Origin of the sequence: Butyrivibrio sp. WCE2006, from assembly GCF_000701985.1 — a bacterium.
GTDB lineage: Bacteria > Bacillota > Clostridia > Lachnospirales > Lachnospiraceae > Butyrivibrio.
In genome coordinates this window covers 34589-48923 of sequence record NZ_JNKH01000024.1, presented here as the reverse complement: position 1 = coordinate 48923, position 14335 = coordinate 34589, and the positions used below count along the sequence as shown (strand labels likewise).

At 35.3% G+C, this 14335-nt stretch carries 10 protein-coding genes; 4 read left to right on the top strand and 6 right to left on the bottom strand.

Annotation, left to right across the window (positions count from 1 at the left end):
• Nucleotides 1-328: 328 nt before the first annotated feature.
• Nucleotides 329-1384: an SGNH/GDSL hydrolase family protein gene (locus tag T501_RS13625; RefSeq protein WP_242832926.1), complete on the bottom strand. Its 1056-nt coding sequence runs from the start codon at nucleotides 1382-1384 to the stop codon at nucleotides 329-331.
• A 74-nt stretch (nucleotides 1385-1458) separates the two neighbouring features.
• The gene (locus tag T501_RS13620; RefSeq protein WP_242845529.1) at nucleotides 1459-2850 is read right to left on the bottom strand and encodes an MBOAT family O-acyltransferase; all 1392 of its coding nucleotides are present in this window, start codon (nucleotides 2848-2850) and stop codon (nucleotides 1459-1461) included.
• 288 nt (nucleotides 2851-3138) lie between these two features.
• Here T501_RS13620 and T501_RS13615 point away from each other — a divergent pair, with 288 nt between their 5' ends.
• Nucleotides 3139-5409: an ABC transporter substrate-binding protein gene (locus T501_RS13615; protein ID WP_044915381.1), complete on the top strand. Its 2271-nt coding sequence runs from the start codon at nucleotides 3139-3141 to the stop codon at nucleotides 5407-5409.
• Between the two features lie 216 nt (nucleotides 5410-5625).
• Here the strand turns inward: T501_RS13615 and T501_RS13610 are convergent, their stop codons facing one another.
• Nucleotides 5626-6483: a MurR/RpiR family transcriptional regulator gene (locus T501_RS13610; RefSeq protein ID WP_044915380.1), complete on the bottom strand. Its 858-nt coding sequence runs from the start codon at nucleotides 6481-6483 to the stop codon at nucleotides 5626-5628.
• Between the two features lie 213 nt (nucleotides 6484-6696).
• Here T501_RS13610 and T501_RS13605 point away from each other — a divergent pair, with 213 nt between their 5' ends.
• Entirely contained in the window at nucleotides 6697-7236 is a 540-nt protein-coding gene (locus T501_RS13605; protein WP_026509021.1) for an NADH peroxidase, read from the top strand.
• Between the two features lie 138 nt (nucleotides 7237-7374).
• Nucleotides 7375-8079: a 5'-methylthioadenosine/adenosylhomocysteine nucleosidase gene (locus T501_RS13600; RefSeq protein ID WP_044915378.1), complete on the top strand. Its 705-nt coding sequence runs from the start codon at nucleotides 7375-7377 to the stop codon at nucleotides 8077-8079.
• Nucleotides 8080-8255: 176 nt separating this feature from the next.
• Here the strand turns inward: T501_RS13600 and T501_RS13595 are convergent, their stop codons facing one another.
• Entirely contained in the window at nucleotides 8256-9434 is a 1179-nt protein-coding gene (locus tag T501_RS13595) for a cation:proton antiporter (RefSeq protein WP_044915376.1), read from the bottom strand.
• Nucleotides 9435-9628: 194 nt separating this feature from the next.
• Here T501_RS13595 and T501_RS13590 point away from each other — a divergent pair, with 194 nt between their 5' ends.
• Nucleotides 9629-11209, top strand: a complete 1581-nt coding sequence (locus T501_RS13590) for a glucose-6-phosphate isomerase (protein WP_026509024.1) — start codon at nucleotides 9629-9631, stop codon at nucleotides 11207-11209.
• Nucleotides 11210-11271: 62 nt separating this feature from the next.
• Here the strand turns inward: T501_RS13590 and T501_RS13585 are convergent, their stop codons facing one another.
• The gene (locus T501_RS13585) at nucleotides 11272-12342 is read right to left on the bottom strand and encodes an undecaprenyldiphospho-muramoylpentapeptide beta-N-acetylglucosaminyltransferase (RefSeq protein WP_044915374.1); all 1071 of its coding nucleotides are present in this window, start codon (nucleotides 12340-12342) and stop codon (nucleotides 11272-11274) included.
• A gap of 140 nt (nucleotides 12343-12482) precedes the next feature.
• The gene (locus tag T501_RS13580; protein WP_044915373.1) at nucleotides 12483-14165 is read right to left on the bottom strand and encodes a hypothetical protein; all 1683 of its coding nucleotides are present in this window, start codon (nucleotides 14163-14165) and stop codon (nucleotides 12483-12485) included.
• Nucleotides 14166-14335 lie beyond the last annotated feature (170 nt).

The following is a 14335-nucleotide window of genomic DNA, read 5'->3' as shown; positions in this document are numbered from 1 at the left end:
AGCCGTCTAATTGCTCTATAGAAAGATGTAGGATGAATGTCATGCAGGGTACACCATGCTCTGTCAGTCAAGCCACTACTACGGCAGTCCTGGATCAGGCAAAGCCATTGTTCGTTACTCAGTTTTTTCTTTGTCATGCGAATCCCCCTTGTAAATGTGATACGTTTACTACACAGTGACTGGAAGAAATGTGAGACGTTTACTACACATAATGTATCATCATGGTGTAGCAGTATAGCATAGCTGAAGTGTAGCTCTATCTTACAAGATCTATTTTATGGCAAAAAGAGACCCCCGTAACTACGGGGGAGTAAAAAGCGCTTACTTTCTATTCGTATATTTGCTCGTAATTTATCATATTATTATTTTCATAAGGCTTGATCAGTTCATTTACAATCTTATCTGAGAAGTTTTTCATATCATCAAGAGATTCTTCATAGTTATCTAATGTTAATAGATATTCATCATTAATCATCTGATCAAGCATAAGCCTATTGATTTCAGGTGAAAAATGGATTGAATCCATATAGTTATCAAGATTAGTTATAACATCAGGTTCATTCTGAAAACAATAGAGTTTAACATTATCAAACTGGAGCAGAGCTTTTGTCATTTCCTTTTCACAATGAATGAATGCATCCCTCTCTCCTGTTCTATATATTCCATCCCACCAAAGCATTGAATAAGCAGGATAAAAGAAATAAAACTCAGTATCAGGATGGTTACGTACTTCGTTTGTAAGAAGCTCAATATTTCCCTGCAACTCTTCATCATATACGGACTCTTCCATCATGGGTTTAACATCATTTGGTCTGAAATATAGTCCGAGAGAAGTTTCTTTGTTAAAGCTTTTCCATTTTGCCCAATTGTATGAAAGATTCTCATCGTAATCTACAATATAAGAATTTACTATCATATATGGAATCTTTTCAAATAAAACGCCTTTATTAAAAAGATACTGAATATCATTGAAAGGATTATGATCATAAAGATACATCGGGCATCCTGTGGATTCATAAGTAGGTTCTGTGCTGGCATTTAGTGATGAAGGATCAATATTGTAAAAAACCTTTTTAATATCATTACCTGATGAAAATGCTTCATCCAGCAAATAACATAGGTCAGCTGTAGCGCCATAGGATCTAATTGCCTTAATGGATTTGCAATTAAAAGCTTCATCATACCATCCATTATCATTATTTTCTGCTACTGATGAACCAACTATGATTGCATCATAATCAAAATGTCTAAGAGTCCCGATACACTGATATTCCTTATCATTCAGTACCGCTTTTAAACCAAACCAGGGTTTATGGTAATGAAAGAAAGGATCTATAAGGAATACAATAAATCCAATCAGTATGATGATCAGCAGTGTGATCAAGCAAAATCTTTTTAAAAATTTAATATCGTTCTTTATGGTATTCAAGAAAATTCACCTGTTTTAACTAATAAGTTTTAAAACTGAAAATAAATAAAGGTACTTACCTGAGACAATGATATAAATGACCATACGAATAATATAATCAAAAATGCAGTGTACTTTTTAGAAGGAATACCTTTATATGCAATTTTTCTGGCATTTTTATTAAGTATTACTATTGCTGAAATAACTAACAAAATAAGCCAGCTGATTACATATATGATGCTTGTATATTGCTTTGCAAACAGATTAGTTGCGGTTATTATGAGATAGTTTTCTGAAATATCAAGCATTTCAGAGGTTTTATACATAAATCCGGGCCATGTAAATATAAAAAGTTGTTTAAAAAACTGAATAGCATATTTAAGGTCCTGTGATCTGAAAAATACGAGAGAAATCTGAAATACAATAAATGTAAATATATTTCCAAGCCATTTTGGAATAACAAATAAGGGCTTATTTCTAAGAAGATAATGCTTTTTAATATCTCCGGTTACTGCTATGATTCCAAGGTCATCCCAAACAACCATCAGTCCCATTAATAATCCCCAGCAGATATATGTCCAACCTGCTCCATGCCAGAAACCGCTTAAAATGAAAATAATAAGGACATTCAATGCGGTTCTGAGATTTCCCTTTCGTGAACCGCCAAGAGGAATATATACATATCTTACGAAAAATCTTGTAAGAGTCATGTGCCATCTTTGCCACAGATTACGTACACTTATAGCTTTATAGGGAGAATCGAAATTTTGGGGCAGCTCTATGCCTAACATAATACTGACGCCCTCTGCCATGTCACAATAACCTGAAAAATCAAAATATAATTGAAAAGTGTAGGATAAAAGCACAAGAAGTCCTGTGATTGTATCCATATAATAAGTGTACCTAAAGCCATAATCCACAATTTTAGAAAGGTTATCACCAAGTAAAACCTTCTTTGAAAGACCGATAATAAAGAGCTCCACTCCTATTCTGAAATTGGCAGGATTAGCAATTCTTCTTGTTCTATCTCTGAACTGAGAAATAATTTCGTAAGGAAGGGCTATTGGTCCCTGTACTATTTTTGGAAAGTAAGTTATATAAAGAAAATATTCTGAAAAACTTACATTTCCAAGTCTTTCTTCAACATTTAGTGTATTATTCTTCTCTCTGTACTGATCTATTAGAAATGCAATTTGTGAAAAAGTATAAAAACTTATTCCTACAGGGAGAATTATATTGAGTTCTGAAAAGTCTTTATTTAATACTGAGTTGATATTCGAAATAAAGAAGTTAGAATATTTAAAATAACCTAACAGTAAAAGATTGAGACAAATACTGGATATAAGAACCGGTTTATTTTCTATCTTTTTAGATAAAAGATAATTTACCAGACTTGAGGCCAGAAGTATAATTACGAAATTTACTGAAAAAAATCCGTACAAAATCAAAGAAGCTGCTATAAGAAAAATATCAGCCAGCTTCCACTTTTCGATTTTATTGAGCCCGTACCAAACTATGAGTACAAGCGGTAAATATATTAAAATAAAAGAAAATGAATTAAACGACATGTATCAATTATATGATGCAAACTCGAAAAGGTCAAAAGTCATCCTCTAATTCTTAAGATTTTCTTTATTTTTTTATTTAGAGTCTATTTTTAATTGCTATTTCCATGCTTCTAATTTATCATGCTATTAACTTTCAACCAGTAATAAATTTGGAAAAATAAGATGATAAAAGGCTTTAGTAAATTTGCAACCATTGCTTTAGCTGTAAGCAGTATGCTATTTGTCTGTTCATGTGGCAGTTATGAAAATAGTATACTTAACACTTATGACAAAGCAGAAAATGGTGACAATAATGCATATGAATATGTTTATGAATTCAATGATATAAGTTTTAATATGTCATCAAATTCTGAGTATACCTGCGTAGAAAGCAATAAAGACGGTATATATGGTCTGAAAAAAACAAGCAGTGAAGGTCATACAAATTACAGTTTTTTAAGTCTTAAAAATGATGATACCAAGCCAAAAGAAACTTTTATTGGATCAGGAAATTATGATTTTGAGAAAGTTATAATGGGCAGTGATGGATGCTTTTATGTTATCCGAACTTTTTATCCGGAAAAATCTGCAGTACAGGAAACTGGAAGCGATAACTCTTTATCAAAGACCGGAACCAGGAGGCTTGTTAAATATTCATCTTCCGGAGATGAATTGTGGAAAACATTTTTATTGGATTCGGATAAAAATGCAAATTCCAGAAATATAGCATATTTAAAAAATAAAGGGATATTGATTTACACAAAAACCGGATTCTCATTCTATGATGAAAATACTGGAAAGGGAAAATTTCTAGAAATTGAGGATAAAGGTAATGTTCATAACGATCGAATTCTGATTACAGGACAGGATGGAAAAGTTTTTGTCTTTGAAACTGATAGTGAGTGGAATTATGTAATATATGAATTTGATGTAAAAAAGATGACGCTCAAAAATAAAAAGGATGCTCCTGATGGAGTATATACATCGTCATACCTTTTTACAGGTATCTCCTATGATTTCTATTATGTGGATAATGAATGTGTTTACGGATTTAATTTTGGAGATAAAAGTGTTGATAAAATTTGTAGTTTTATAGATTCCGGTTTTTATATAGATAATACGGTCATGTTTAATGAAATATCGCCAGGAAATTTTAGGATTATTGCTTCCTATAACGAAGATACCGGCAAGATTTATTCCATGACAAAAAAAGAAAAAAATACTGATGATAAAACTGTAATTACTATTGGAACAGCCTTTACAGATGAAAACATAAAAAAGAGAATCATAGATTTTAATCAGAATAATGATAAATACATGATAAAGGTCAAAGAATACTCTGAGGGAGGGTATTCAAGCTATTATTCAGTTTATAAATCGATGAATGAGGATATTGAATCAGGAAATGCACCGGATATTCTGGTTTTAAGTTCCTATTCATCTATAGATTCGTATATATCAAGAGGATTTTTGGAGCCTCTCGATTCATATCTGAAAAAAGATACTGAAATACAGAAAAATGACTATCTTGACAATATAACTGAACTTCAGAAAAGGAATGGAAAAACCTATATGATAATTCCATTCTTTTCAGTTGATACCTGTGCAGTGTCAAAAAATCATCTGGATGGAACAAGTGTAAGTCTGCAGAATTATCGGAATTTATGTAACAAGCATAATATAAAAATTCAGTATATGCTTGGAGATGTACATTTTGAAGGCATTGATGATTTTTATACTACATCCGGATTTGATTTCATAGATTTTGAAAATAATACCTGTGATTTTGAAAACTACAAATTTGTAAATCTTCTGATCTACCTAAGAGAGATTAAGAAACTTGAAGATAATAAAGGACCACGAATTGGTCAGGATAGTTATAGAAATGAAAATGCACTACTACTCCCCTATTTCATAACTTCATTTGAGGATTATAAAATAATAAAAGACGGATATTTTGGAGAAGATATAGTATTTAATGGATATCCTTCTATCGATGGTGGATCATCCTATATTAATCCCTGGATGATGTTTGCTATCAGTAGTTCAAGCAAAAATAAAGAAATCGCATGGGAGTTTATCAGATATTTCCTGCTGGATGAATATCAATACAGTATTGACTGGGGATTCCCGGTTAATGAGAAGGCACTTGATATAATGATGGATGCTTCCTGCCATGAAAAATACTATATTGATGAAAATGGACATAAGATAATAACAAAAAGTAAAACAACAATCGGCGACAGGATTTACTCTATAAAGTCTCTTAACAAGAAAGAGGCAACGGAGTTAAAGTCATTTATAATCAAAATAAATAAGCTAAGGCATCAGGATACTGAGCTTATTGGAATAATAAGTGAAGTTGCAAATCATTTTTATAATGAAGAAATAACAGCAGAGAGAGCCTCAACTTTAATTCAACACCGTGTGGAAGAATATTTAAGAAAAGAATAAAAAAGAAAAAACTGTAAGAATTCTTATTTCAATTAAGGAGTCTTACAGTTTTTTAGAATTCTGAATTTATAGGAACTAGTGCTAATGTCGTCAAATAAGTCGACTTTATCACTTACCTGAATTGTCCTCTGCTGCGTTATCATCAATCGCCGTATCGCCCGATACGACTCATTCCTCCGTTTTGCAAAAAGAACAATTTATACAGTTATAAACTTCTTAGTAGGAACCCATTTCGTGGAACAAATCATAGGAATCCTGAAGATGTTGTCTTATATTTGTAAAATCTTTATTAGCTACTGCTGTATACAAAGTATCAACAAGGAACAGCTGTGCAAATCTTGAGCTTGTTACACCACTCTTCTTGTCAATCTCGGGAGAAGTCGTAAAAAGTACGTGGTTGCAGCCCTGTGCCAGTGGACTGTTACCGAGTTTTGTAATTGCTATTGTCTCTGAATTTTTCTCATTTGCAATTTTAAGAATTTGCATGATTTCTTCTGTTCTGCCTGAATCGCAAAGGAAAATGGCTACATCATCTGACTGAAGCTGAGCAGCATTCATCAGGCTATTATGGAAGTCCTCATTGTATGTCACATTATAAGAAAGTCTTTGGAATTTGGTGAAAAGATCATATGCTGCAAGAGAGCTGCTACCAACACCAAATATGCGGATCATTCTGGCAGCTACAATAGCATTAACAGCACCCTCAAATGATTGAGTATCAAAGAGTCTATAGGTTGTCTGAATTGCCTGGGAACTGGTAGCACATATATTGTCAGCTATAGCCTGCATGGAAGTATATTGATTGATATCCTTGAATTCTATATGTGGTGATGCCTTTTCCGCTTTCTTGGCATCAGAAAAAATTTCTCTTTTTAATCCCTTTAGGCCGGAATACCCAAGTGATTTTGAAAATCTGCTCCAGGTCGCCTGAGTAGTACCGGAAGCTTCGGCTAATTCTGCTACAGTGTTATTATAAATACTTGAATCATTTTTTAAACAATAATCAGCTGCCTTTTTTTCTTCTCTTGTAAGATTGGCATAAACACTTTTAATTCTTTCCTCTAATAATGACATAGTCCTTCTCCATTTTCTTTAAGTGAGAACAACATAAATAACCATTTATAGTATAACGCAAAAACAGTAACTACATTATTAAATAACAATAATATCTTCGCGTAATTATTAAAATTCTATAAACGATAAAATGTATATAAATAATTTGCTATACTATTTAATAGTTATTACTATATTTTTTTGGGCATAAGTTAAGAAAGGAGATATTAGGCTATGAAATGGGTATGTGCTGTTTGTGGATATGTACATGAAGGTGACGAGCCACCAAAGGAATGTCCGATTTGTCATGCACCTGCAGAAAAATTCAGTAAGCAGGATGGAGATTTGACATGGGCAGCTGAACACGTTGTTGGAGTTGCAAAGGGGGCTCCGGATGATATTATTGAAGACCTCCGTTCCAATTTCAATGCTGAGTGTTCAGAAGTTGGTATGTATCTGGCTATGAGCCGTCAGGCGTATAGAGAGGGTTATCCCGAAATTGGTGACTATTATACAAAGGCTGCTTTTGAAGAGGCAGATCATGCATCAAAGTTCGCAGAACTCTTAGGAGAGGTACTTACAGATTCAACAAAGAAGAATCTTGAAATGCGTGTAGATGCTGAGAATGGTGCTACAGCAGGAAAAACTGATCTGGCTAAAAGAGCTAAAGCTCTTGATCTTGATGCTATTCATGATACGGTTCATGAAATGGCAAGAGACGAGGCAAGACACGGAAAAGCATTCAAGGGACTTCTGGACAGATATTTCAAATAATAGTATTAAAGAGTGCAAAGCAAACGTTTTGCACTCTTTATTTGAGATGAGCACTTGACGAGATATGCTATAACTTGTTATTTTTCCAGGATTTGATAAAGTAATCTTAAATAAAAATTTAGTGAAAGTGAGTATAATATGAGTTATAAAATCGGAATAATAGGTGCAATGGAAATTGAAGTGGAAAGCCTTAAAAATGAAATGTCTCTTTCCAGAACACTTACCAAGGCAAATATGGAATTTAACGAGGGCAAGATTGGAAAGATAGATGTTGTTGTGGTTAAGAGCGGAATCTGTAAGGTAAATGCTGCTCTTTGTGTACAGATTCTTGTAGATGATTTCAAGGTTACTCACATCATCAATACCGGTGCAGCAGGTTCACTTGATGCAAAAATTGACATTGGAGATTTCGTAGTATCAACTGATGCTGTTTATCATGATGTTGATGCTACTATATTTGGTTATAAAAAGGGTGAAATCCCTCAGACGGGAAGGCTCGAATTTACAGCCGATAAATGGATGATAGATAATATTAAAAAGGCTGCAAAAGATGCAAATATTACAGGAAAGCTCTGGGATGGCAGAATATGCTCAGGAGATCAGTTTATATCTGATAACGTTGTAAAAGATAGTATCAAGAACGAGTTTGGCGGACTTTGCTGCGAAATGGAAGGTTGTGGTATTGCTCAGGCATGCGCACTCAATAATATTCCATTCGTAATTTTAAGGGCTATCTCTGATAAAGCTGACGGAAGTGATATCATGGATTATCCTGAATTTGAGAAAAAAGCTGCCAGGGACTGTGCTGCTCTTACAGAAAGCTTTATAAAGGGAATTGAATAAAGGTATTTCAAATCTCATTTTTGGTGTATAAGAATCCCCTCATTACCGGGTTTTCCTGTAATGAGGGGATTTATAGTAAATATAAATTCTGATTTTCTCTCAGAAAAACAGAAGCCGTACCGGACTAGTGCAGCTTTAATCTTTAGATGAAAGCGTATCTGGCATTAGCCTGAAATTCACATAGATTTCTCATCGGCGGCATATATTGCCTTAAGAATGATAGGTGTAAGTACTGAACTAATCACGATCAAAAGTATTACTGCCGTAAAATATCTGCTATCAATAATCTCAGCCTTTAGACCTCTTTGAGCAACAATAAGAGCAACTTCTCCTCTTGTCATCATTCCGACACCAATCTTAAGTGAATCAGATGGTGTATAACCAAGAATCTTAGCCACAAGACCACATCCTACAACTTTTCCTAAAAGACCAACAATTACAAAAGCAATTGAAAATGCAAGAATTGTCAGATCTACTGTTCGTAGATTTGTCTGAAGCCCAACACTGGCAAAAAATACAGGACCAAATATCATATATGAATTGATATCCATCTTTCTGTCTATATATTCTGAATCATCAAGAGAACTCAAAATTATTCCTGCAACGTATGCGCCGGTAATATCAGCTACTCCAAAATACTTATCTGCGACATAAGCAAGTATAAAGGCAAGAGTCATTCCTATGATCGGAATTCTTCTTGTGTGAGGCCATCTCTCATCAAGTTTCTGCATGATTTTGAAAATAACTATTCCCAGGACAAGTGAAAGAGCAAAGAATAAAACAGTTTTTATACATACCGCTCCCAAATTGGCATTAGGATCTTTTAAACCAAGTACAGCTGTCAGAACAACGATACCTATAACGTCATCGATGATTGCCGCACTCATTATTGTTGTGCCTACATCAGTGGATATTTTGCCAAGCTCTTTAAGCGCCTGAACAGTAATACTTACTGATGTTGCTGTGAGTATGGTTCCTATGAAAAGTGCCTGCATGAATCCTGTGGATCCCGGAGCCTGAAATCCGTAGAAGCACATAAAAAGTATAGTTCCAAGAATAAGAGGTACTGAAACACCTGCACAGGCAAGAATTGTAGCTTTGATTCCTGATTTCTTCAGGTTATCAATATCTGTCTCAAGGCCTGCACTGAACATTAAAAGAATTACGCCTATTTCTGCCATGCCTGCCAGAAAGTCATCTGTGGAAACTACATTCAAAAGTGTGGGGCCAATAAGAAGACCCGCAATGATCTCTCCTGCAACCTGAGGAGCTTTTAGCTTTCTTGCTATAAGACCGAAAGCTTTGGCAGTTATGATAATAATTGCAAGATTTCTTAGAATTTCTAAAGTATCCATTTCCATTTCTCCAAATTAATTTTTCTTATAAAAAATATTTCAAGATAGCATTTTATGCCTATATAATAGTTTTATCAAGATTAATATAATTTAAATTAATCAATATTTAATTAGTTAATTGTTGCGACATCATTCATGTTTTGTTAAACTTGAACGCGAAAGTGGAAAGAATCAAAGACAGGAGGATTCTACAAATGGTTAATTGGAAAAACCTTGATACACTTGATTCCTACAAGGAATTGGGAAATGTTAAACACATTGATCTTGTTTCAGCTATGACCGGTGAGTCAGGAGCAGAGAGAGTAAAGAAATACTCAGTAAAAATGGCAGCAGGACTTAATTATAATTATGCTGCTAAAGAAATTGATGACGATATCCTTTCAGCACTTGATAAGCTTGCCAAGGAAGCTCAGCTTTCAGAGAAATTTGAAGCTCTTTATAACGGCGAAGTTATTAATACAGGCGAGAAGAGACTGGTTCTTCACCAGTTGACCAGAGGCCAGCTTGGAAATGATGTAGTAGCTGATGGTGTTAATAAACGTGAATTCTATGTAAAAGAGCAGAAAAGAATTGCAGATTTTGCAGATAAGGTTCACTCAGGTGAAATAGCAAATGAGAAGGGTGAGAAATTCACAACTGTAGTTCAGATTGGTATTGGTGGTTCAGATCTTGGCCCCAGAGCAATGTATCTTGCACTTGAGAACTGGGCTCACAGAACCGGAAACTTCAAGATGGAAGCAAAGTTCATTAGCAACGTAGACCCTGATGATGCATCTGCAGTACTTAGTTCAGTAGATGTTGCACATTCTATCTTTATCCTTGTATCAAAGTCAGGTACTACACTTGAGACTTTGACAAATCAGTCCTTTGTTATGGATGCGCTTAAAAAGGCCGGACTTAATCCTGCTAAGCACATGATTGCTGTTACTTCTGAAACATCACCTCTTGCTAAGAGCGATGATTTTATAGAAGCATTCTATATGGATGATTATATCGGTGGAAGATATTCTTCAACTTCAGGTGTAGGTGGAGCAGTGCTTTCACTTGCATTTGGTCCTGAAGTATTTGCAGAATTCCTTGATGGTGCTGCAGAAGAAGATAAACTTGCTGCAAACAAGGATATGATGCAGAATCCTGCTATGTTAGATGCTCTCATCGGTTTTTATGAGAGAAATATTCTCGGCTATCCTTCTACAGCAGTACTCCCCTACTCACAGGGACTTAGCCGTTTTCCTGCTCATCTTCAGCAGCTTGATATGGAATCAAATGGTAAGAGCGTAAATAGATTTGGTGAACCCATTGATTATGTGACAGGCCCTGTAATCTTTGGTGAACCCGGAACAAACGGACAGCATTCATTCTATCAGCTTCTTCATCAGGGTACAGATGTTATCCCGATGCAGTTCATTGGCTTTAAGAACAGCCAGTTACAGAATGATGTTGATATTCAGGGAAGCACAAGCCAGCAGAAGCTCTGTGCAAATGTTGCAGCTCAGATAGTTGCCTTTGCATGTGGTAAAAAGGATGAGAACCTTAACAAGAACTTTAAGGGTGGTCGTCCTTCAAGCATAATTATAGGTGATGAGCTTAATCCCAAGTCACTTGGTGCACTCCTCTCCCACTTCGAGAATAAGGTAATGTTCCAGGGATTCATATGGAATCTCAACAGCTTTGATCAGGAAGGCGTTCAGCTTGGTAAGGTACTTGCAAAGAAAGTTCTTGCACACGAAACAGATGGCGCACTTGCTGTTTACAGTAATCTGCTTAATATTTGATCAATATAAATTTAAAGACCTCAGTTTTCTGATTTCAGATAACTGAGGTCTTTTAGCATCTATTATTTTGAAGCAGCTTCTTCTATGATTTTAATGATTGTTTCAGTAGCACCGGACTGGTTACTGTCATGCATCTTCTGTATGAATTTATCTCTGTTTTCATAAACATCAAAAATGCTTTCCACCAGAATATCTTCATCAAGTTCTTCATTATCAATGACAACTGAAAAGCCCTGCTGCTCGAAGGATTTCGCATTTATTATCTGATCTCCTCTGCTGCTTTTTGCAGATAAGGGAATAAGTACGTTGGGCTTTCTAAGAGCTGCCAGTTCACATATGGCATTCGCACCGGCTCTTGAAACAACAACATCAGACATGGCGAAAATATCTTTCATCTCATTTTTTACATATTCAAACTGTTTGTAACCTTCCATGTTTAGTTTAAGGTTATCCATCTTCTCTTTTCCACATAAATGAACTATGTTGAAAGTAGGTAGAAGTCTTGGAAGTGCATATCTTATGGTTTCATTTATACTCTGGGCACCGAGACTGCCACCTGTTACCATGATCACCGGTTTATCATCAGTAAATCCGCAGAGCTTTTTACCTGCCTCCTTTGAACCCTGAAGAAGTTCTTTTCGGATTGGAGTACCCGTAAGTACAGCCTTGTCTGCAGGAAGAAGATCCAATGTTTCAGGGAAGTTGCAGCATATAGTCTTTGCTGAGGAAAAACTAAGCTTGTTCGCAAGGCCGGGAGTCATATCTGATTCGTGGAGAACACAGGGAATACCCAGTGTAGCGGCTGCACGTATGACAGGAACTGAAACAAATCCTCCCTTTGAAAAGACAACGTCAGGCTTAATTTTCTTAAGAATCTGCCTGGCTTCAACAAAGCCCTTTATTACACGGAAAGGATCGGTGAAGTTTTTGGGATCAAAATATCTTCTTAGTTTTCCTGTTGAAATTGAATAATAAGGTATATGAAAATCTGCTATCAGCTTCTTCTCAATTCCTTCGTGGGATCCTATATAGTTGATTTCATATCCAAGCTTTTTAAGTTCAGGAATCAGCGCCATATTCGGTGTAACATGACCTGCTGTACCTCCGCCTGTTAATACGATTTTCTTAGACATATCAAATATCTCCTCTAATAACGACAGTTTATTATCTTATAAAGTCCAGTCGGATGTCAGTACCGTTACCCACTCACTTCGTTCATGGACGGTACCAGGCTCCTTAATTCATAAGATTATCATAAAAATGACCGGTATGTTCATAAATCTTCAGGAAGCTCATAAAGGATATATCCTTTATCCATTGCTCTGATTTTTGATCTTTTTATTATCTCCATAGCTGTTTCTTTCAGCTCAGGATTCTGATCCATTGCGTTTTCATCCACCAGAAGAAGTTTAACGGCCTCATCTGACAAATCCGGGAATCTGGTGTTTACTTCATCTATTGTACTTATAAGATACACTCTTTCGTGTGAAATGGTAAGGTCCATTGGAGGCTCATAATGAACTTCGTTAGTAAATGAAAAACATACATCATTGTAGTCAGTATTTCTATATAAAAATTCATCCAAGGTATAATCGGCTTCACCATCTCTTGATGCTATATATTTTGAAGTTGAAGTAGGAACACCTGTTATAAGTATTATTATAAAGAAGCTGATTCCAAATGCCGGGATCAATGGAGCAATTTTGTGACCAAGGAAATAGGTACTACCGTTTGATTCATGGCCCATATTAATTGCCCTGACATAACTAATTGCTGCTATAGGAGCGGTCATAGCTACGCACCATCCGGCTTTCATCATTGAAAACTCATGCACAGCTGAATGATTTTTAAGCAGGATTATCTGAAATGCTACCGAGATATAGGCTGCCACAATCAGTGAAATATCAGTATTTGTAAATATAGTTCTTAATCTTGAACCTTTCTTTAAGGTAAGAAATGCAATTATCAGTGAAACAACCTGGAAAAGACTTAAATAAAACATAAAACTTCTCTGCTCCTGAGTAAATGCAGAGGTGTAATTTTCAATAAGTCTTGCTACTATGGCAGAAAAACTGTCATCTCCACCTGTTCTGAATTTCAATTTGTATATAAGAGTATCAAGCCAACCGTCTACAAACTGTAGCTGGACGAAAAAGGTCAAAATAGCAACGACTACCGGTACTGCATAAGAAAGACCTGTTGAAATAATAGTTTTGATTTCATTTTTATTAAGTGCTGCACCTATGATACGCATAAGGAATACAAAGAACGCCAGAATCCAGAAGTAATAATCTGTAAGTATTCCTGCGTAGATAGTAACAAAGTGGAGTATGTGCAGAACAATAGTTGCAAATTTATGATTCTTTAGCTGCGGAGTATAAAGAAGAAGCTCCAATAGCAAAAAGATCATTACATAGAATATGACACTCTGATCTGTAAAGAAAACGTTTGGAAGATACCATGCATTTACAGGAAGAAGCATCCATAGAACGACTGTGGATACTGATATTATGGCATCAGAAAGCAGACTGCCGATTTTGTGTTTCCAAAGAAGTATGAATATAAAGCTTGAAAAAAGCAGTGACTCAATGGCAAAAAGAACCGTTTGCAGGTGTTTAACAAATGAGATATTGATCATGCTCTTTCCCGCAAGCTTAGCACATAACCAGACAAGTACAATATGTCCGCTGGGATAGCTTATGAAGGGTACCCTGTCATTAAAGCTCTGAAATTCTATAGAGCGATAATTCTCACAGGCAGTGAAATGCATTTTGGCTGCACCTTCTTCGAGCCAGATATTTACATATTTGACGGTTGATGCTGATTGCCATATATTATCACCACCCATATTTGTATATCTGATAGGATATTTAAAATTGAAAAGTGTAAGAAAAATTAAAAGTGTTATCAGATTTACAAGAAAAAAATAAAGCGGAAAGTTTTGAAATTTCTTCATTTATAAGTCCTCTATACATAATATCATTCTGTTCATACTACCACATTTTCTGCTATAATTGAATTCGATTTTAATATACTAAAGGAGCGTCTGATGGAGAAAACGAGCCAAATGCCTGATTATATTAATAGAATATGGGGTAGAATTCCCAAAACTCTTAGATTCTGTTT